At 61.0% G+C, this 20291-nt stretch carries 17 protein-coding genes and 1 pseudogene; 10 read left to right on the forward strand and 8 right to left on the reverse strand.

The features are described 5' to 3' along the window. Positions 1–55: 55 nt before the first annotated feature. Positions 56–991, forward strand: coding sequence for a glutathione S-transferase family protein (locus M1B34_RS02725; protein ID WP_268264397.1), 936 nt, complete (start codon positions 56–58; stop codon positions 989–991). Positions 992–1067: 76 nt separating this feature from the next. On the opposite strand, the gene M1B34_RS02730 is transcribed toward M1B34_RS02725, so the two are convergent. Then, positions 1068–1421, reverse strand: coding sequence for a glutaredoxin family protein (locus tag M1B34_RS02730; RefSeq protein WP_268261442.1), 354 nt, complete (start codon positions 1419–1421; stop codon positions 1068–1070). Next, positions 1421–2425: a nucleoid-associated protein YejK gene (gene yejK, locus M1B34_RS02735; protein ID WP_123336905.1), complete on the reverse strand. Its 1005-nt coding sequence runs from the start codon at positions 2423–2425 to the stop codon at positions 1421–1423. Before yejK ends, M1B34_RS02730 begins: the two co-directional genes overlap by 1 nt. A gap of 395 nt (positions 2426–2820) precedes the next feature. Here yejK and M1B34_RS02740 point away from each other — a divergent pair, with 395 nt between their 5' ends. Further along, the gene (locus tag M1B34_RS02740; RefSeq protein ID WP_003440137.1) at positions 2821–3102 is read left to right on the forward strand and encodes an HU family DNA-binding protein; all 282 of its coding nucleotides are present in this window, start codon (positions 2821–2823) and stop codon (positions 3100–3102) included. Between the two features lie 126 nt (positions 3103–3228). Here M1B34_RS02740 and rlmF read toward each other — a convergent pair whose 3' ends face one another. The 5 genes and pseudogenes from rlmF to M1B34_RS02765 form a co-directional block, all read right to left on the reverse strand. Then, positions 3229–4254, reverse strand: a complete 1026-nt coding sequence (gene rlmF, locus M1B34_RS02745) for a 23S rRNA (adenine(1618)-N(6))-methyltransferase RlmF (protein WP_268264398.1) — start codon at positions 4252–4254, stop codon at positions 3229–3231. Positions 4255–4436: 182 nt separating this feature from the next. Continuing rightward, complete coding sequence (locus tag M1B34_RS02750) at positions 4437–7283, reverse strand: valine--tRNA ligase (RefSeq protein WP_268261441.1); 2847 nt, start codon at positions 7281–7283, stop codon at positions 4437–4439. A 135-nt stretch (positions 7284–7418) separates the two neighbouring features. Continuing rightward, positions 7419–7874 carry a DNA polymerase III subunit chi gene (locus M1B34_RS02755; RefSeq protein WP_268264399.1) on the reverse strand — a complete coding sequence of 152 codons (456 nt, stop codon included), beginning with the start codon at positions 7872–7874 and terminating at the stop codon, positions 7419–7421. Positions 7875–7881: 7 nt separating this feature from the next. Further along, positions 7882–8310: a DNA polymerase III subunit chi gene (locus M1B34_RS02760; protein WP_123336898.1), complete on the reverse strand. Its 429-nt coding sequence runs from the start codon at positions 8308–8310 to the stop codon at positions 7882–7884. Between the two features lie 60 nt (positions 8311–8370). Then, positions 8371–9860 (reverse strand): annotated as a pseudogene (locus M1B34_RS02765) (leucyl aminopeptidase). 302 nt (positions 9861–10162) lie between these two features. Here M1B34_RS02765 and lptF point away from each other — a divergent pair. The 8 genes from lptF to pdxJ all read left to right on the forward strand — a co-directional run bounded on the left by lptF (position 10163) and on the right by pdxJ (position 18505). Next, positions 10163–11281: an LPS export ABC transporter permease LptF gene (gene lptF, locus M1B34_RS02770; RefSeq protein WP_123336895.1), complete on the forward strand. Its 1119-nt coding sequence runs from the start codon at positions 10163–10165 to the stop codon at positions 11279–11281. Beyond that, positions 11274–12335, forward strand: coding sequence for an LPS export ABC transporter permease LptG (gene lptG, locus M1B34_RS02775; RefSeq protein WP_123336893.1), 1062 nt, complete (start codon positions 11274–11276; stop codon positions 12333–12335). Before lptF ends, lptG begins: the two co-directional genes overlap by 8 nt. A gap of 168 nt (positions 12336–12503) precedes the next feature. Next, the gene (lepA, locus tag M1B34_RS02780; RefSeq protein WP_123336891.1) at positions 12504–14303 is read left to right on the forward strand and encodes a translation elongation factor 4; all 1800 of its coding nucleotides are present in this window, start codon (positions 12504–12506) and stop codon (positions 14301–14303) included. Positions 14304–14308: 5 nt separating this feature from the next. Continuing rightward, entirely contained in the window at positions 14309–15160 is an 852-nt protein-coding gene (gene lepB / locus M1B34_RS02785; RefSeq protein ID WP_268261439.1) for a signal peptidase I, read from the forward strand. Between the two features lie 166 nt (positions 15161–15326). Then, a complete protein-coding gene (rnc, locus tag M1B34_RS02790) occupies positions 15327–16016 on the forward strand; it encodes a ribonuclease III (RefSeq protein ID WP_123336887.1) in 690 nt (229 codons plus the stop codon). Next, a complete protein-coding gene (era, locus tag M1B34_RS02795) occupies positions 16009–16911 on the forward strand; it encodes a GTPase Era (RefSeq protein ID WP_123336885.1) in 903 nt (300 codons plus the stop codon). The genes rnc and era overlap by 8 nt, the downstream gene beginning before the upstream one ends. 111 nt (positions 16912–17022) lie before the next feature. Next, positions 17023–17712, forward strand: a complete 690-nt coding sequence (gene recO, locus M1B34_RS02800) for a DNA repair protein RecO (RefSeq protein WP_123336883.1) — start codon at positions 17023–17025, stop codon at positions 17710–17712. 49 nt (positions 17713–17761) lie between these two features. Continuing rightward, positions 17762–18505 carry a pyridoxine 5'-phosphate synthase gene (gene pdxJ, locus M1B34_RS02805; protein WP_268261438.1) on the forward strand — a complete coding sequence of 248 codons (744 nt, stop codon included), beginning with the start codon at positions 17762–17764 and terminating at the stop codon, positions 18503–18505. 54 nt (positions 18506–18559) lie between these two features. Here pdxJ and mltF read toward each other — a convergent pair whose 3' ends face one another. Continuing rightward, complete coding sequence (mltF, locus tag M1B34_RS02810; RefSeq protein ID WP_123336880.1) at positions 18560–20020, reverse strand: membrane-bound lytic murein transglycosylase MltF; 1461 nt, start codon at positions 20018–20020, stop codon at positions 18560–18562. Between the last annotated feature and the right edge of the window lie 271 nt (positions 20021–20291).

A 20291-nucleotide genomic window follows, 5' to 3' on the forward strand; every position in this document is an offset into this window, starting at 1 on the left:
GCTCAGTCATTGCGCGCTAAGCTCAATCTCTCCTACCCGTGCGACGGATCCCAGCATGTCAGAGTTGATTCTCCATCATTACCCGACGTCTCCTTTTGCGGAAAAAGCCCGCCTGCTGCTGGGCTTCAAGGGCCTGTCCTGGCGTTCCGTGAAGATTTCCCCGGTGATGCCCAAACCCGATCTGACTGCCTTGACCGGTGGCTATCGCAAGACCCCAGTGCTGCAGGTCGGTGCCGATATCTACTGTGACACGGCCCTGATTGCCCGCCGCCTGGAGCAGGAAAAAGCCTCGCCGGCACTGTTCCCCGAAGGCCAGGAAATGATCGTCGCCACCTTTGCTGCCTGGATCGATTCGGTGGTGTTCCAGCACGCGGTGAGCCTGGTGTTCCAGCCGGAGTCGGCAGCGGTGCGTTTCGGTAAATTGCCCCCCGAAGCCCTCAAGGCCTTTATGGCTGATCGTGCTGGCCTGTTCAGTGGCGGCAGCGCGACGCGGGTGCCGCTGGAGCTGGCCCAGCATCAATGGCCGACGTTGATGGCGCGCCTGGAGTTGCAGTTGCAGCGTGAGCAGGGCGACTACCTCTTCGGCGAACCGTCGATTGCCGACTTTGCCCTGGCTCACCCGTTGTGGTTCCTCAAAGGCACGCCGGTGACTGCGCCGTTGGTGGATGCTTACCCGGCGGTCTCGGCCTGGCTGGCCCGGGTGCTGGGTTTTGGTCACGGCGCCTCCAGCGAGATGAGTTCGGAAGAGGCCCTGGAAGTGGCCCGCAACGCCACGCCGGCGGCGTTGCCGGACGAGTCGTGGGTCGACCCCAATGGCTTCAAGGCAGGGCAGCAGGTGGTGATTGCGGCGACCGACTATGGCGTCGATCCGGTGGCAGGGGAGTTGTTGTTCGCCGGTACGGAAGAGCTGATTCTGCGTCGCCAGGAGCCGCGTGCCGGCGAGGTCCACGTGCACTTCCCGCGCCTGGGCTTTCGCATCCAGCCCCAATAAACCCATATCCCCCTTGTAGGCGCTGGCTTGCCAGCGATGCCGTTGCTGAATCCAGCGCAAGGCTCAGTGGCGGCCCCTACGGGGTCAAGGCAGCCATGATGGCGTCGGGGTCGTAGGTGCGGAGCAGGGTGCCGTTCACATCGAGGATCGGAATCCCGGCGCCGCCCAATGCGCTGTAGGCCTTGCGCGCATTGACGTCTTTCTCGATGTCGAATTCCTGGTACGGGATGCCTTTCTGATCGAGAAAGCGCCGGGTGGCCTTGCAGTAGCCGCACCAGTCGGTGGCGTAGAGCACCACCTTGGCCTTGGCGCGAATCTCTTCGGATACCACCGCCGACGGGTTGAAGACCCGCTCGATCTTGCCCCAGTTCTGATAGACCACCACCAGTAACAGGATCAGCAGGAACTTCTTCAGTACGCCTTGGAGCATCAGTTGCGACGCTTGAGCTGGTCGGTCAACTGGGTCGGCAGGCCCTTGATAATCAAGGTCCCGGCCTCTTCGTCGTATTCGATCTTCGAACCCAGCAGGTGCGCTTCGAAACTGATGGACAGGCCCTCGGCCCGGCCGGTGAAACGGCGGAACTGGTTGAGGGTGCGTTTGTCCGCCGGAATCTCCGGGGACAGGCCGTAGTCCTTGTTACGGATATGGTCGTAGAAGGCCTTGGGGCGGTCCTCGTCGATCAGTTCCGACAACTCTTCCAGGCCCATGGGTTCACCGAGCTTGGCTTGGCTGCTGGCGTAATCCACCAGGGTCTTGGTTTTCTCCCGGGCCGATTCTTCCGGCAGGTCCTCGCTCTCGACGAAGTCGCTGAAGGCCTTGAGCAGGGTGCGGGTTTCACCGGGGCCGTCGACGCCTTCCTGGCAGCCGATAAAGTCGCGGAAGTACTCCGAGACTTTCTTGCCATTCTTGCCCTTGATAAACGAGATGTACTGCTTGGACTGCTGGTTGTTGCGCCACTCGGAGATATTGATCCGCGCCGCCAGGTGCAACTGGCCCAGGTCCAGGTGCCGGGATGGGGTCACGTCCAGCTCGTCGGTGACCGCCACGCCTTCGCTGTGGTGCAGCAGAGCGATGGCCAGGTAGTCGGTCATGCCTTGCTGATAGTGGGCGAACAGCACGTGGCCACCGGTGGAGAGGTTGGATTCTTCCATCAGCTTTTGCAGGTGTTCCACCGCCACCCGGCTGAACGCGGTGAAGTCCTGGCCGCCGTCGAGGTAGTCCTTCAGCCAGCCGCTGAAAGGAAAGGCACCGGACTCGGGGTGGAACAGGCCCCAGGCTTTGCCTTGCTTGGCGTTGTAGCTCTCGTTGAGGTCGGCGAGCATGTTCTCGATCGCGGCGGACTCAGCCAGTTCGGAGTCTCGTGCATGAAGAACTGCAGGTGTGCCGTCGGGTTTTTTGTCGATCAGGTGGACGATGCAATGACGGATCGGCATGGGCTTCTCGGCTGGTTGAATGGGGGAGGGCGCGCTCCCCGAAAAAGTGCGCAGTGTACCGCACCCATTGGTTTTGGCGTGGTTTGCCAGGCCATCGGCGGGTCTCCGGTCGGCCTTATGCATTTTTTTACCGATTTAGAGCAATAAAGCTGACCAAATGGCTAGGTAGAGGCGGATATTTCCCCGTCTCTGTGCTAGTTTTGCCCCGTCTTACGCGATGTCTCAGCGTTAAGCGTGCATTCAGCATTTGTCGGGTCGAACCAAACCCTGATTTCGGTATCTATAACCCCGATCTGTCGTGGTTGTGACCGGGGTGCCAGACCCAAAAGATCTGGCTCGATGGCTGACACTGCACTCTGCAATCCAAATGAATTTGATAGGGAAGGAACACCACAATGGCTATTACTAAAGACCAACTGATCGCTGATATCGCTGAAGCTATCGACGCGCCGAAAACCACCGCGCGTAACGCTCTGGACCAACTGGCTCAGATCGTTGCTGATCAATTGGAAAATGGCGGCGAAATCACTCTGCCAGGTATCGGCAAGCTGAAAGTGACCGAGCGTCCTGCCCGTACTGGCCGTAACCCTTCGACTGGCGCTGCCATCGAAATCGCTGCCAAGAAAGTTATCAAGCTGGTTGTGGCTAAAGGCCTGACCGACGCTGTTAACAAGTAAGACTTGCAGTAGAACCGTGTCACGGAGCCTTCCTGACACGGTTTGCCCGCTCAAGGGCGCAACGATTTACGCAAGGTAAATCGCCGCTTCATCCCTCGTGAATGTCCCTCTTCGCTGTTCTTCGTACTAGTCCTTCTGCGCCCAGCGTTCCTGGCGCCAGGCCTGTTGCTGTGCCTTGTCCTTGAAGGTCCAGGCGACAAAGCGGCTCTGCTTCTGCCCCTGGGACATTTCCACGACCTGGCTTTCCAGGGCACCGGCTTTTTTCAGCGCGGTTTGAATGGCTGGCAGGTTCGAAGCTTTCGACACCAGCGTGCTGAACCACAGTACTTTGTGCTGGAAATGCGCGCTTTCAGCGATCAGTTGTGTCACAAAGCGCGCTTCGCCGCCTTCACACCACAGTTCCGCCGATTGGCCACCGAAGTTCAGTACCGGCAACTTGCGTTTGGGGTCGGCCTTGCCCAGTGCGCGCCATTTACGCTCGCTGCCCTTGGTCGCCTCATCCATGGAGGCATGGAACGGCGGGTTGCACATGGTCAGGTCAAAGCGCTCGCCTGGCTCCAGCAGCCCCAGCAGGATCTGCTTGGGGTTACTTTGCTGGCGCAGCTGGATTGCCTTGTTCAGTCCGTTGGACTGCACGATCGCCTTGGCGGAGGCCACGGCAATCGGGTCGACTTCCGACCCGAGGAAGTGCCAGCGGTATTCGCTGTAGCCGATCAACGGGTAGACGCAGTTGGCGCCCATGCCGATGTCCAGCACCTTGACCGGCGCGCCGCGAGGGATCAAGCCCTCGTTGACGCTGGCCAGCAGGTCGGCGAGGAAATGCACATAGTCGGCACGCCCTGGCACCGGTGGGCACAGATAATCAGCCGGGATGTCCCAGTGATTGATGCCGTAGAAGGCCTTGAGCAACGCCCGGTTGAACACCCGCACTGCGTCGGGGCTGGCAAAGTCGATGCTTTCCTTGCCGTACGGGTTGAGGATCACGAACTGGGCCAGTTCTGGCGTGGTTTTGATCAGCGCCGGGAAGTCGTAACGGCCCTGGTGGCGGTTACGCGGGTGCAGGCTGGCCTCTTTCCGAGGAACCACGGTCTTGGCCGTGGTGGCGGGTTTTGGCTTCTTGCGCGGTGCTTTGGGTGTGCTGGGGGCGGTCATGGGGGATCGATTCGGGGGTGGTTCAAAGTGGCGGGCATTGTCACACAGGAGTGGCGGTAAGTTTCAAGCTACAAGCGACAAGTGATGATCCGGGCTGCCGGATCGGGTGTTTTGATGGTTTTTTTGCCATAAAAAAGGGAGACCCTCGCGGGCCTCCCTTTTTTACATCACGGTGTTCAGCCTTACAGGCTAGAAATCCGTGCGTGTTGCTCCGCCAGCTTGCTCAGGGCCTGTTCGGCCTCGGCCAGTTTGGCGCGCTCTTTGTCGATGACTTCGGCCGGAGCCTTGTCGACGAAGGAGGCATTGGACAGCTTGCCGCCGACCCGTTGCACTTCACCTTGCAGGCGCTGGATTTCCTTGTCCAGGCGCGCCAGTTCGGCACCTTTGTCGATCAGGCCGGCCATTGGCACCAGCACTTCCATTTCACCGACCAGGGCAGTCGCGGACAGCGGAGCTTCTTCGCCTGCCGCCAGCACGGTGATGGATTCGAGCTTGGCCAGCTTCTTCAGCAGTGGCAGGTTCTCGTCGAGGCGACGCTGGTCTTCGGCGTTGACGTTCTTCAGGAACAGGGCCAGGGGCTTGCCCGGGCCGATGTTCATTTCCGCACGAATGCTCCGAGTGCCCAGCATCACGCCCTTGAGCCATTCGATGTCGTCTTCGGCGGCCGCATCGATGCGGGCCTCAACGGCTACCGGCCATGGCTGCAGCATGATGGTCTTGCCTTCGGCACCGGCCAGCGGCGCCAGGCGCTGCCAGATTTCTTCGGTGATGAACGGCATGAACGGATGCGCCAGGCGCAGGGCCACTTCCAGCACGCGCACCAGGGTGCGACGGGTGCCGCGCTGGCGTTCAACCGGCGCGTTCTCGTCCCACAGCACGGGCTTGGACAGCTCCAGGTACCAGTCGCAGTACTGGTTCCAGATGAACTCGTACAGCACCTGGGCGGCCAGGTCGAAACGGAACTGGTCGAGCTGGCGGGTCACTTCGGCTTCGGTGCGCTGCAGTTGGGAGATGATCCAGCGATCAGCCAGGGACAGCTCGTAGGCCTCGCCGTTCTGACCGCAGTCTTCACCCTTGTCCAGCACGTAGCGCGCGGCGTTCCAGATCTTGTTGCAGAAGTTGCGATAGCCTTCGACGCGGCCCATGTCGAACTTGATGTCGCGACCGGTGGACGCCAGGGAGCAGAAGGTGAAGCGCAGGGCGTCGGTGCCGTAGCTGGCGATGCCGTCGGGGAATTCGGCGCGGGTCTGCTTCTCGATGGGCTTCTCTAGCTTGGGCTGCATCAGACCGGTGGTGCGCTTCTGCACCAGGGCTTCGAGTTCGATGCCGTCGATGATGTCCAGCGGGTCAAGCACGTTGCCCTTGGACTTGGACATCTTCTGGCCCTGGCCGTCGCGAACCAGGCCGTGCACGTACACAGTCTTGAACGGGACTTGCGGGGTGCCGTCTTCGTTTTTCACCAAATGCATGGTGAGCATGATCATCCGGGCAACCCAGAAGAAAATGATGTCGAAACCGGTCACCAGCACATCGGTCGGGTGGAAGGTCTTGAGGAAGTCGGTCTGCTCTGGCCAGCCCAGGGTGGAGAAGGTCCACAGGCCCGAACTGAACCATGTGTCGAGCACGTCGTTGTCCTGTTGCAGGGCAACGTCCGGACCGAGGTTGTGCTTGGCGCGGACTTCGGCTTCGTCGCGGCCGACATAGACCTTGCCCGACTCGTCGTACCAGGCCGGGATGCGGTGGCCCCACCACAGCTGGCGGCTGATGCACCAGTCCTGGATGTCGCGCATCCAGGAGAAGTACATGTTCTCGTACTGCTTGGGTACGAAAGCGATACGGCCGTCTTCCACGGCGGCAATGGCAGGTTCTGCCAGCGGCTTGGTGGAGACGTACCACTGGTCGGTGAGCCACGGCTCGATAACGGTGCCGGAGCGGTCGCCCTTCGGCACTTTCAACGCGTGGTCGTCGACGCTGACCAGCAGGCCCAGGGCGTCGAAGGCGGCCACGATCTGCTTGCGCGCTTCAAAACGGTCAAGGCCGGCGTATTCGGCCGGGATCTTGCCGTCGATGCTTTCGTTCAAGGTGCCGTCCAGGTTGAACACCTGGCAGGCCGGCAGCACGGCCGCGTTCTTGTCGAAGATATTCAGCAGCGGCAGATTGTGGCGCTTGCCGACTTCGTAGTCGTTGAAATCGTGGGCCGGGGTGATTTTCACGCAGCCGGTGCCGAATTCAGGGTCGCAGTAGTCGTCGGCGATGATCGGGATGCGGCGGCCCACCAGGGGCAGCTCGACAAACTGGCCGATCAGGGCTTTGTAGCGTTCGTCCTCGGGGTTCACCGCGACAGCGGAGTCGCCGAGCATGGTTTCCGGGCGAGTGGTGGCCACGACCAGGTAATCCAGACCTTCAGCGGTCTTGGCGCCGTCGGCCAGCGGGTAGCGCAGGTTCCACAGGAAGCCTTTCTCGTCGTGGTTTTCCACTTCCAGGTCGGAGATCGCCGTGTGCAGCTTGGTGTCCCAGTTGACCAGGCGCTTGCCGCGGTAGATCAGGCCATCTTCATGCAGGCGGACAAAGGCTTCTTTCACGGCTTCCGAGAGGCCGTCGTCCATGGTGAAGCGCTCGCGGCTCCAGTCCACGGAGGAGCCCAGGCGGCGGATCTGGCGGCTGATGTTGCCGCCGGACTGATCCTTCCATTCCCAGACTTTTTCGAGGAATTTTTCCCGGCCCAAATCATGGCGATTCTGGCCCTGGGCTTCGATCTGACGCTCCACCAGCATTTGCGTGGCGATACCGGCGTGGTCGGTGCCCGGTTGCCACAGGGTGTTGCGACCCTGCATGCGGCGGAAGCGGATCAAGGCATCCATGATTGCGTTGTTGAAGCCATGGCCCATGTGCAGGCTGCCAGTGACGTTCGGTGGCGGAATCATGATGGTGTAAGAGTCGCCCGCGCCTTGCGGGGCGAAGTAATTCTCGGACTCCCAGGTTTGGTACCAGGAAGTTTCAATGGCGTGCGGCTGGTAGGTCTTATCCATGCGCGGCGGGACCCTATTGGCATTTATTCAGGAAAAGCCGGGAAGTATAGCGGACCCGCCCAGCCGCAAGCTACCAGCCATCAGCGGCAAAAGGCGCGCTGCGCCTCGGCTTTTCGTGCGGCTGGCGACGGTGGCTCAGGACTTGTGACTGGTCGCTGCGGCGAGCAACCGTTCCATCCTGGCTTCAAGGCGACGCTTGATTTCGGTTTCGATATGGGGGGCGAAGTCGTCGATCACGTCTTGCATGATCAATTGCGCGGCGGCGCGCAGTTCGCTGTCCAGGTGCAGCAGGGCGTCGGGCCCTTTGTTGACGACGGCCGGTGCTGGCGCGGCGGCGGGAGCCGGAGTGGGAGCGGGGGCAGGGCTGGCTGCGAGAGGCTGAACCGGGGCGGGGGAAGGTTCTGGGGTTTCAGCGGCGGCGACCGGTTGCTTGTCGCCGACCAGGTCGAACAGCAGGGGGATTTGCACATCGCCGCTGACGGTCTCGGTCAGCAGTGGCGGTTGCAGGTTGTCATCGCCGAGCAGTTGGCGGATCGACTCGAGGTCATCCAGCAGGTGCGCGGACTTTTGCAGCGGATTGGAAGTGTCCATCGGGTGCTCAGAGTCGCTGTAAACGGTGATCTTGCAGAGGATAGCCCTGTTCGCGGTAGAAACGGAAACTCTCGCGGGCGGCCTGACGAATAGTCGGATCTTCCACCACCACCTCGGCAATCCGGGCGAAACGTCCGGCAAAGGCCGGCACTTTCAAGTCCAGGTTCACCAGCAGGTCGTTGTGCGTGCCTGGGTCTTCACTCAGCCCCAGGACGATCAGGCTGTCGGGCTCGCTTTCCGCTGGGCCGTGGGGCACGAAGGTTTCACCCTTGAAGCGCCACAGACGGGCGTCCAGGTCGTCGCGTTGCTCGGCATCGCTGCAATGCAGGTAGATGCGGTGGCCCATGCGCCAGGCTTTTTCAGTGAGCTTGCAGGCGAAATCCAGGCGCGCTGAAGGATCCGCGCTGGGCAGGATATAGAAGTCGACTTTGGTCATTGCGGTTCCTGAGCCTGGAAAAGCGCCGCCGATCGACAGCGCCCTTCGAGGTCATGGTTTTCAGGCTTTGGCACGGTCCAGCAGGTACTGGGTCAGCAAGGGAACTGGGCGGCCGGTGGCGCCTTTGTCCTTGCCGCCGCTGGTCCAGGCGGTGCCGGCGATGTCCAGGTGCGCCCAGTTGAATTGCTTGGCGAAGCGCGACAGGAAGCAGGCGGCGGTGATGGTGCCGGCTTTAGGCCCGCCGATGTTGGCGATGTCGGCGAACGGGCTGTCCAGTTGCTCCTGGTACTCGTCGAACAGCGGCAGTTGCCAGGCGCGGTCGTCAGCCTGTTGGCCGGCGCTCAGCAGTTGGCCGATCAGCTCGTCGTTGTTGCCCAGCAGGCCCGAGGTGTGGGAGCCCAGGGCAACGATGCAGGCGCCGGTCAGGGTGGCGATGTCGATCACAGATTGAGGCTTGAAGCGCTCGGCGTAGGTCAGGGCGTCGCACAGCACCAGGCGGCCTTCGGCGTCGGTGTTGAGGATTTCCACGGTCTGGCCGCTCATGGTGGTGACAATGTCGCCAGGGCGGGCCGCGCCACCGCTGGGCATGTTCTCGGCGCAGGCCAGGATGCACACCAGGTTGATCGGCAGCTTGAGTTCGAGCACTGCGCGCAGGGTCCCGAAGACGCTGGCCGCGCCGCCCATGTCGTACTTCATTTCATCCATGCCGGCGCCCGGCTTGAGGCTGATGCCGCCGGTGTCGAAGGTGATGCCTTTGCCGACCAGAGCGAAGGGCTTCTCGGATTTCTTGCCGCCGTTGTATTGCATGACGATCAGACGTGGTGGCTGGTCGCTGCCCTGGCCCACGGCGTAGAACGAGCCCATGCCCAGTTCTTTGATTTTCTTCTCGTCGAAGACCTCAACCTTCAGGCCTTTGAACTCCTTGCCCAGGGCCTTGGCCTGTTCGCCAAGGAACGTCGGGTGGCAGATGTTTGGTGGCAGGTTGCCCAGGTCGCGGGTGAAGGCCATGCCATGGGCGATGGCGGTGGCGTGGGTCACGGCGCGCTCGACTTCAGCCTGGGCGGCCTTGATGGTCAGCAGGGTGATTTTCTTCAAGGCCCGGGGTTCGGCTTTCTGGCTCTTGAATTGGTCGAAACTGTATTGGCCGTCCACCAGGGTTTCCGCCAGCAGGCGGGTTTTGCCGTAGCTGTCGCGGCCTTTGACCACGACTTCGTCCAGGGCCAATGCAGCGTCGCTGCCGCCCAGACCTTTAAGGGTGTTGAGTACCGAGCTGATGATCTTGCGGAACGGCGATCGCCCAGTTCGGCGTCTTTGCCGATGCCCACCAGCAGCACGCGTTCGGCCTTGAGGTTGGCGACAGTGTGCAGCAGCAGGCTCTGACCGACCTTGCCGGCCAGGTCGCCGCGCTTGAGCACTGCGCTGATGGCGCCGCCGCTCAGTTCGTCGAGTTGTTGGGCGACACTGCCAAGCTTGCGGCCTTCGCCGACGGCGACGACCAGGGTGGCGGTTTTCAAGGTTTGCGGGCTAACGCTTTTTACAACCAGTTCCATGTCGGGTCCCTGAGTCAGTGGTCAAAGAGCGCGGGCTCCAAGGCCCTGCGCCGAAATTGTCTATGTCTATATAGAAGAAGAGGTCGCCAGGCACCGACGACAAAGCCGCCAGTTTGAACCTCGCCGCCCAAGGCTGACAACCCTCGTGCGGTGCTTTAGAGCCCTGCCTGAGCAAGCGCAGTGACAGGCGCATGCAATCACAGGATAATGCGCCATCTTTTTTCGGCGGCTCAGCGTCCTGGGCCGGCTCGATACGTTTGCTTGTTTGGCCGCCTTAGCCTGACAACCCTGGAGTGTCTGGTTTGATCGTCTTTCGTTATCTATCCCGCGAAGTCCTGCTGACCCTGAGTGCCGTGAGCGCGGTGCTGCTGGTCATCATCATGAGCGGTCGTTTCGTCAAGTACCTGGCGCAAGCGGCTTCCGGCGCACTGGACCCCGGTTCGCTGTTCCTGATCATGGGCTTTCGCCTGCCGGGTTTTCTGCAACTGATCCTGCCGCTGGGCCTGTTCCTCGGCATCCTCCTGGCCTATGGCCGGCTCTATCTCGAAAGCGAGATGACCGTGCTTTCGGCCACCGGTATGAGCCAGCAACGCCTGTTAGGCATCACTATGATTCCGGCCACCCTGGTGGCCCTGCTGGTGGCCTGGTTGAGCCTGGGCCTGGCGCCCCAAGGAGCCAACCAGTTCCAGTTGCTGCTGAACAAGCAAGACGCCCTGACCGAATTCGATACCCTGGTGCCGGGGCGCTTCCAGGCCCTGAACGACGGCACTCGGGTCACCTACACCGAGCAGTTGTCCGAAGACCGTGCCCGCCTGGGCGGTGTGTTCATTTCCGAGAAGCGCCTGAGCCAGCAGAAAAAGGACGAGGGCATCTCTGTGCTGGTGGCCGAGAAGGGCCACCAGGACATCCGTCCCGACGGCAGTCGCTACCTGATCCTGGAAAACGGTTATCGCTATGACGGTAACCCGGGCGAGGCTGACTACCGGGTGATCCAGTACGACACCTATGGCGTGCTGCTGGCCAAGCCGGACGTGAGCGACGAAGTGACCGACCGTGACGCCATGTCCACCCGTGACTTGCTGAGCAAGAGTGATGTGCGCGCCCATGCCGAGTTGCAGTGGCGTTTCTCCCTGCCGCTGCTGGTGTTCATCGTGACCCTGATGGCGGTGCCCCTGTCCCGGGTCAACCCGCGCCAGGGACGTTTCCTCAAGCTGATTCCGGCGATTCTTCTTTATATGGCTTACCTGACCATCCTGATTGCCGCCCGTGGCGCCCTGGAAAAGGGCAAGTTGTCGCCGTCCCTGGGGCTGTGGTGGGTGCACTTGCTGTTCTTGCTGATCGGCCTGGGGCTGATGTACTGGGAGCCGTTGCGCTTGAAACTGGCCGGTCGCCGTGGCGAGAAGGAGATGGCCCGTGGTTAAGCTCGATCGTTACATCGGCAGCAGTGTGCTGCTGGCTATCCTGGCCGTCCTGGGGATCATTCTCGGGCTGGCCTCGCTGTTTGCCTTTATCGATGAAATGGGCAGCGTCAGCGACAGCTACACCGTGATGGACGTGCTGGGGTACGTGTTGCTGACCGCGCCTCGGCGTCTTTACGAGATGCTACCGATGGCAGGGCTGATCGGCTGCCTGATCGGCCTGGGCAGCCTGGCCAGCAACAGTGAGCTGACCATCATGCGCGCCGCCGGGGTGTCCGTCGGACGCATCGTCTGGGCGGTGATGAAGCCGATGCTGGTGCTGATGCTGGCGGGGATCCTGATTGGCGAATACGTGGCGCCTGCCACTGAAAGCCAGGCCCAGGCCAATCGTGCCCTGGCCCAGGGCTCCGGCGATGCGCAAAGCTCCAAGCATGGCCTGTGGCACCGCCAGGGCGAAGAGTTCATTCACATCAACGCCGTGCAACCCAGCGGCCTGTTGTATGGCGTGACCCGTTACCACTTCGATGACCAGCGGCACATGCTGTCGTCGAGTTTTGCCCGGCAGGCCCGTTACGAGAAGGATTACTGGCAGCTGACGGATGTCACCACCACTTACTTCCGTGAAGGGCATACCGAAGTCATCAAGGTGCCTGAAGAGCGTTGGGACGTGGCCTTGAGCCCGCAATTGCTCAGCACGGTGGTGATGGCGCCGGAGTCGTTGTCGATCAGCGGCTTGTGGGGCTACATCCATTACCTGGCCGACCAGGGCCTGAACAACGGTCGTTATTGGCTGGCGTTCTGGGTCAAGGTGTTGCAGCCGCTGGTGACCGCCGCGCTGGTGCTGATGGCGATTTCCTTCATCTTTGGGCCGCTGCGCTCGGTGACCCTGGGGCAACGGGTGTTCACCGGTGTGCTGGTGGGCTTCACCTTCCGCATCGCTCAGGACCTGCTGGGGCCGTCGAGCCTGGTCTTCGGCTTTTCGCCGTTGTTCGCGGTGCTGGTGCCGGCGGGGATTTGCGCTGTGGCGGGCTTCTGGCTGCTACGCCGGGCCGGTTGATCGCGGCGCCCGCCGCCTGCTGTAACGCCAACGCCCCGGTCGCCAGACCGGGGCGTTTTGCATTTGACAACCGCTGACAGGCGAACGTGACGCTTGCGCCGAGTATCAGGTACAATTCCCGGCTATTTTTCGGCGGGCCTTGCCTGCAGCCTTTTTGAGTGTTCATCCGTGAGTGATTTGAGTCATATCCGCAATTTCTCCATCATCGCCCACATTGACCATGGCAAGTCGACTCTGGCCGATCGCTTTATCCAGATGTGCGGCGGCCTGGCCGAGCGTGAAATGGAAGCCCAGGTTCTGGACTCCATGGATCTCGAGCGTGAACGCGGGATCACCATCAAGGCCCACAGCGTCACCCTCTATTACAAAGCCAAAGACGGTGTGAACTACCAGCTGAACTTCATTGATACCCCGGGCCACGTTGACTTCACTTATGAAGTCAGCCGTTCCCTGGCGGCCTGTGAAGGTGCATTGCTGGTGGTCGATGCCGGCCAGGGCGTTGAAGCTCAGTCGGTTGCCAACTGCTACACCGCTATCGAGCAAGGCCTCGAGGTGATGCCCGTCCTGAACAAGATCGACCTGCCACAGGCCGATCCGGAGCGGGTCAAGGAAGAGATCGAGAAGATCATCGGCATCGATGCGACCGACGCCGTGACCTGCAGCGCCAAGACCGGCTTGGGCGTGGACGAGGTGCTCGAGCGTCTGGTGACCACCATTCCGGCGCCTACCGGCAATATCGAAGACCCGTTGCAAGCGCTGATCATCGACTCCTGGTTCGACAACTACCTGGGCGTTGTCTCCCTGGTACGTGTACGCCACGGTCGGGTGAAGAAAGGCGACAAGATCCTGGTCAAATCCACCGGCAAGATCCACTTGGTGGACAGCGTCGGTGTGTTCAACCCGAAGCACACCGCCACCGTTGACCTCAAGGCCGGTGAAGTGGGCTTCATCATTGCTGGCATCAAGGACATTCACGGTGCGCCAGTGGGCGATACCCTGACCCTGAGCTCGACGCCGGACGTGGAAGTGCTGCCTGGCTTCAAACGTATCCAGCCGCAGGTTTACGCCGGCCTGTTCCCGGTCAGCTCCGACGACTTCGAAGACTTCCGTGAAGCCCTGCAAAAGCTCACCCTGAACGACTCGTCGCTGCAGTACACCCCGGAAAGTTCCGACGCCCTGGGCTTCGGCTTCCGCTGCGGCTTCCTCGGCATGCTGCACATGGAGATCATCCAGGAGCGCCTGGAGCGCGAATACGACCTGGACCTGATCACCACCGCGCCGACGGTTATTTTCGAGCTGCTGCTGAAGAACGGTGAAACGATTTACGTCGACAACCCGTCCAAGCTTCCAGACCTGTCGGCCATTGAAGACATGCGCGAGCCGATCGTGCGGGCCAACATTCTTGTGCCGCAAGAGCACCTGGGTAACGTCATAACCCTGTGCATCGAGAAGCGTGGCGTGCAGCACGACATGTTGTTCCTCGGCACTCAGGTCCAAGTGACCTACGACTTGCCGATGAACGAAGTGGTGCTGGACTTCTTCGACCGACTGAAATCCACCAGCCGTGGCTATGCTTCGCTGGATTACCATTTCGATCGTTATCAGTCGGCTAATCTGGTCAAGCTGGATGTGCTGATCAACGGTGAGAAAGTCGATGCGCTGGCGTTGATCGTGCACCGTGACAACGCCCACTACAAAGGGCGTGCGTTGACCGAAAAGATGAAAGAACTGATTCCTCGGCAGATGTTTGACGTGGCAATCCAGGCCGCCATTGGCGGGCAGATTGTGGCGCGGACAACGGTCAAGGCCCTCAGAAAGAACGTACTGGCCAAATGCTACGGTGGTGACGTTAGCCGTAAGCGCAAGCTGTTGGAGAAGCAGAAGGCCGGTAAGAAACGCATGAAGCAAGTGGGCAACGTGGAAATTCCACAAGAAGCCTTCCTTGCCGTGCTCAGGTTGGATAGTTAGGTCCTATGTCACTAAATTTCCCGCTGTTGCTGGTTATCGCTGTCGCCGTTTGCGGTCTTCTGGCGTTGCTCGATCTGGTGTTCTTCGCCCCGCGTCGGCGGACGGCCATCGCGTCCTATCAGGACAGCGTCAGCCAGCCTGATGTCGTGGTGGTCGAGAAGCTGAACAAAGAGCCGCTGCTGGTTGAGTACGGCAAGTCGTTCTTTCCGGTGTTGTTTCTGGTGCTGGTGCTGCGTTCGTTCCTGGTGGAGCCGTTTCAGATTCCTTCGGGATCGATGAAGCCCACCCTGGACGTTGGCGACTTCATCCTGGTGAACAAGTTTTCTTACGGGATCCGCTTGCCGGTGATAGACAAGAAAGTCATCGAGATCGGTAACCCGCAGCGCGGCGACGTGATGGTGTTCCGCTATCCGGCTGATCCGAGCGTCAATTACATCAAGCGTGTGATTGGCCTGCCGGGCGATGTCGTGCGCTATACCAATGACAAGCACCTGTATGTCAACGGGCAGTTGATCACCGATCAGATGATCGGCACCGTCTACGACCCGCAGTTGGGTGACGTAGCGGTGTACAAGGAGCAGGTCGGCGACTCCGAGCACATGGTCCACAAGGCCATTAATCGCTCGATGCAGGGCGGCCAGTGGACCGTTCCCGCCGGTCACTACTTCATGATGGGCGATAACCGCGACAACTCGAACGACAGCCGTTACTGGAACGATGCCAGCATTCCCAAGGAAATGCAGGGCATGGTCCCCGACGAAAATATCGTCGGCAAGGCCTTTGCGGTCTGGATGAGTTGGCCGGAACCCAAGTTCAGCCACCTGCCGAGTTTCTCGCGGGTCGGGTTGATCAAGTAAGACAAGCGGCGCTGTGAACACAGCGCCGAATGCTTTTCTAGGGCTCGGACAATTCGTCCGGCCCTGTGCACTACGCACAAGCTTGTAACAGTAGCCAGGATGTAAATTTGAACACAGCGTCAGTCGTCGATGGCCGCCGGTGCCACCAATCAGATATGGGTAAACCGTGAGCGTTTCTTTAAGCCGTCTCGAGCGTCAGCTCGGCTATACCTTCAAGGATCAGGAACTGATGGTCCTGGCCCTTACGCACCGCAGTTTTGCCGGGCGTAACAACGAACGCCTGGAATTCCTCGGTGATGCCATTCTCAACTTCGTCGCCGGCGAAGCGCTGTTCGAGCGTTTCCCCCAGGCTCGCGAAGGCCAGTTGTCGCGTTTGCGCGCGCGCCTGGTGAAAGGTGAAACACTGGCGGTGCTGGCCCGTGGTTTCGATTTGGGTGAATACCTGCGCCTGGGGTCTGGTGAGTTGAAGAGTGGCGGTTTCCGCCGTGAGTCGATCCTCGCCGATGCCCTGGAAGCCTTGATCGGTGCGATCTATCTGGATGCTGGCATGGAGACCGCCCGCGATCGCGTGCTGTCCTGGCTGACGTCCGAGTTCGAGAGCCTGACCCTGGTCGATACCAACAAGGATCCGAAAACCCGCCTGCAGGAATTCCTGCAGTCCCGGGCCTGTGAGCTACCGCGTTACGAAGTGGTGGATATCCAGGGTGAGCCGCATTGCCGGACGTTCTTCGTCGAATGCGAGATCACCTTACTGAACGAAAAAAGCCGAGGTCAGGGTGTGAGTCGTCGTATTGCCGAACAGGTAGCGGCCGCTGCAGCACTGATTGCCCTGGGCGTGGAGAATGGCCATGACTGATTCAACTGCAACACGCTGTGGCTATGTCGCCATCGTTGGCCGCCCGAACGTGGGCAAGTCGACGTTGCTGAACCACATTCTCGGCCAGAAGCTGGCGATCACCTCGCGCAAGCCGCAGACCACCCGCCACAACATGCTGGGCATCAAGACCGAAGGCAGCGTGCAAGCGGTCTACGTCGACACCCCGGGCATGCACAAAGGCGGCGAGAAAGCCCTGAACCGCTACATGAACAAGACCGCTTCGGCGGCGTTGAAAGACGTCGATGTGGTGATCTTCGTGGTGGATCGCACCAAGTGGACCGACGAAGACCAGATGGTTCTCGAGCGCGTGCAGTACGTGACTGGCCCACTGATCGTCGCGCTGAACAAGACCGACCGCATCGAAGACAAAGCCGAGCTGATGCCGCACCTGAGCTGGTTGCAGGAGCAGTTGCCGAATGCGCAGATCGTGCCGATCTCCGCTCAGCACGGACACAACCTTGATGCCCTGGAAGGCCTGATCGCCCAGCACCTGCCGGAAAACGATCACTTCTTCCCAGAAGACCAGATCACCGACCGCAGCAGTCGTTTCCTCGCCGCAGAACTGGTGCGCGAGAAGATCATGCGCCAGTTGGGTGCTGAGCTGCCGTACCAGATCACCGTGGAAATCGAAGAGTTCAAGCAGCAGGGCAAAACCTTGCACATCCACGCCCTGATCCTGGTCGAGCGTGATGGCCAGAAGAAAATCATCATTGGTGACAAGGGTGAGCGCATCAAGCGCATCGGTACCGAGGCGCGCAAAGACATGGAGTTGCTGTTCGACTCCAAGGTCATGCTCAACCTCTGGGTCAAGGTCAAAGGCGGCTGGTCCGACGACGAACGCGCCCTGCGTTCCCTGGGCTACGGCGACCTCTAAAGCCCTCATCGGCAACCGGCACCTACCCCCTGTAGGAGTCGGCTTGCCGGCGATCCAGGTTCTCCAACCGAGCCTGCCCTCCCGGATCAACCCTGAGATCCTCTGCCAGCCATGTCCAGCAACGCCCCTCTCGGCCAGCCCGCTTATGTGTTGCACAGCCGCGCCTACCGCGAGAACAGCGCCCTGGTGGATTTCCTCACGCCCCAAGGTCGCCTGCGCGCAGTACTGCGCAGTGCCCGGGGCAAGGCCGGAACCCTGGCGCGGCCCTTCGTGCCTCTGGAAGTGGAATTTCGCGGGCGTGGCGAGCTGAAGAATGTCGGGCGCATGGAAAGTGCCGGGGTGTCCACCTGGCTCAATGGCGAGGCCCTGTTCAGTGGCCTGTACCTCAATGAGCTGCTGATTCGCCTGCTCCCGGCGGAAGATCCCCACCCTGCGGTCTTTGACCATTACGCCGCGACCTTGCTGGCCCTGGCTGAAGGGCGCCCCCTGGAACCCTTGTTGCGTTCATTCGAGTGGCGGCTGTTGGATGATCTGGGCTACGGCTTTGCCCTGGACGCGGACATTCATGGTGAGGCCATTGCGGCCGACGGCCTGTATCGCCTGCAAGTGGATGCCGGACTGGAGCGGGTCTACCTGTTGCAACCGGGGTTGTTCAACGGCACCGAGCTGCTGGCCATGGCTGAAGCCGACTGGAGCGCCGCTGGTGCCCTGTCGGCGGCCAAGCGCCTGATGCGCCAGGCCCTGGCGGTGCACTTGGGCGGTCGGCCCCTGGTCAGTCGCGAGTTGTTTCGCAAGCCTTAGTCTCCCCGTATGCTGTGCGCCGAATCTTCATTTATTCAGGAGCGCTTCCGTGAGCACCAGCAACCGCATTCTTCTCGGCGTGAACATCGACCACGTTGCCACCTTGCGCCAGGCCCGGGGTACCCGTTACCCCGATCCGGTCAAGGCGGCCCTGGACGCGGAAGAGGCGGGTGCTGATGGCATCACCGTGCACCTGCGCGAAGACCGCCGGCATATCCAGGAGCGCGACGTGTTGCTGCTCAAGGACGTGCTGCAGACCCGCATGAACTTCGAGATGGGCGTCACCGAAGAAATGATGGCGTTCGCCGAGCGTATCCGTCCGGCGCATATCTGCCTGGTGCCGGAAACCCGCCAGGAGCTGACCACCGAGGGTGGCCTGGATGTGGCCGGTCAGGAAGCGCGGATCAAGGCTGCGGTAGAGCGCCTGTCGAAGATCGGTGCCGAAGTGTCTTTGTTCATCGACGCCGACGAGCGTCAGATCGAAGCCTCGCGCCGGGTCGGCGCGCCGGCCATCGAGCTGCACACCGGGCGCTACGCCGATGCCCAGACCCCGAGCGAAGTGGCGGACGAACTGCAGCGCATTGTCGAAGGGGTGGCTGTGGGCTTGGCCCAGGGTTTGATCGTCAATGCCGGCCACGGCCTGCATTACCACAACGTTGAAGCCGTAGCGGCGATCAAGGGCATCAATGAACTGAACATCGGTCACGCCTTGGTGGCCCATGCGCTGTTCGTGGGTTTCAAAGGTGCAGTGGCGGAAATGAAGGCGTTGATCCTGGCGGCCGCAAAGGCCTGAGGAGTGATCGCCGGCGAGCCGGCTCCTGTGGGAGCAGGCTGGCCAGCGAAGAGCTTAAAGCGGCGGGTTTTCTTCTGTGGGCTTGGTCTTGTCTACGCCGGGCACATGCAGGTTGCCTTCGGCCACCTGGTCCCCCTCCAGCTGCGGCTGGGTCACCCAGGTCAGAATGTCGTAGTAGCGACGGATGTTGGCCACGAAATGCACCGGCTCGCCGCCTCGGGCGTAGCCATAGCGGGTCTTGCTGTACCACTGCTTTTGCGACAGGCGCGGGAGCATTTTCTTCACGTCCAGCCACTTGTTGGGGTTGAGCCCCTCTTTCTCCGCCAGCTTGCGTGCGTCGTCCAGGTGGCCGGTGCCGACGTTGTAGGCGGCGAGGGCGAACCAGGTGCGATCCGGCTCCTCGATCTTTTCATCCAACTGATCCTTGATCAGGGCCAGGTACTTGGCGCCGCCGCTGATGCTCTGCTTGGGGTCCAGGCGGTTGGACACGCCCATGGCCTGGGCGGTGTTCTGGGTCAGCATCATCAGGCCGCGTACGCCGGTCTTGGAGGTCACGGCCGGTTGCCACATGGACTCCTGATAACCCACGGCTGCCAGCAGGCGCCAGTCGACCTTTTCCGTTTTGGCCGAGGCCTTGAAGTGCTTTTCATACTTGGGCAAGCGCTGTTGCAGGTGCTGGGCAAAGGTGTAGGCGCCGACGTAGCCGAGGACGTCCACGTGGCCGTAATAGCGGTCTTTCAAGCGTTGCAGGGTGCCGTTCTTCTCGACCTTGTCGAGGAACGCGTTGATCTCGTTGAGCAGGCTGTTGTCTTCGCCCGCAGCCACGGCCCAGCTCTGGCTCTTGGCGTCGCCCAGGTCGAAGGCGACCCGCACGTTGGGGAAATACACCTGGTTCATCGCCAGTTCATTGGAGTCCACCAGGGTCAAATCGATTTGGCCTTCATCGACCATGCGTAGCAGGTCGACCACCTCCACTGCATCGGACTCTTCGTATTCGATGCCGGGGTACTTGAGCTTGAGGTCCGCCAGCTGCTCGGCATGGGTGCTGCCCTTGAGCACCATGATGTGCTTGCCCACCAGGTTTTCCGGGGTGGTGGGGCGCGATTGGCCGTTGCGATAAATGATTTGCGGGGTGACTTCGAGGTAGGAGTGGGAAAACCGTACCTGTTGCTTGCGTTTGTCGCTGCTGACCAGGCCGGCAGCGGCGATCACCGGGCCGCCGGGCTTGCCTAGCTGGTCGAAGAGGTCGTCGAGGTTGTCGGCGGTTTCGATCTTCAACTCCACCCCCAAATCGTCGGCGAAGCGCTTCACCAGCTCGTATTCGAAGCCGGTTTCGCCGTTGCGGTCCTGAAAGTAGGTGGCCGGGCTGTTACGGGTAACCACCCGCAGCACACCATCCTCCTTTACACGCTCCAGGGTGCTGGGTTTTTCAACACAGGCACCGAGCATCAGGAAGAGTCCAGTTGCGATAAGCCACTTGGCCCAGCGCGGACGTAACGCCATAGGGGAAAACATTTGCGCAGTATACGCAAAGGATAACGGCCGCCATATCTCGACAGCGAAGGGCTTGTCTGCTAGAGATTTCCGCTCCCGGCTGCAGCCCTCAAGAATGGGGCATCGGGCGCTGCCAACCCCTTGTAAATAACCCGTCTGAATGGCCTTGATCCCCCTTTGTTATAGGGGGCCAGTCATGGGCCGACGCCTGACCGCTGCCCTGCGTAGCGTTTCGAGTGCCGTTGCGGGCGGTTTACGTTAGAATGCACGGCCTCAAAGCACACCCCCTTCC

It is taken from the genome of Pseudomonas morbosilactucae, assembly GCF_023241715.1.
Taxonomy (GTDB): domain Bacteria; phylum Pseudomonadota; class Gammaproteobacteria; order Pseudomonadales; family Pseudomonadaceae; genus Aquipseudomonas; species Aquipseudomonas morbosilactucae.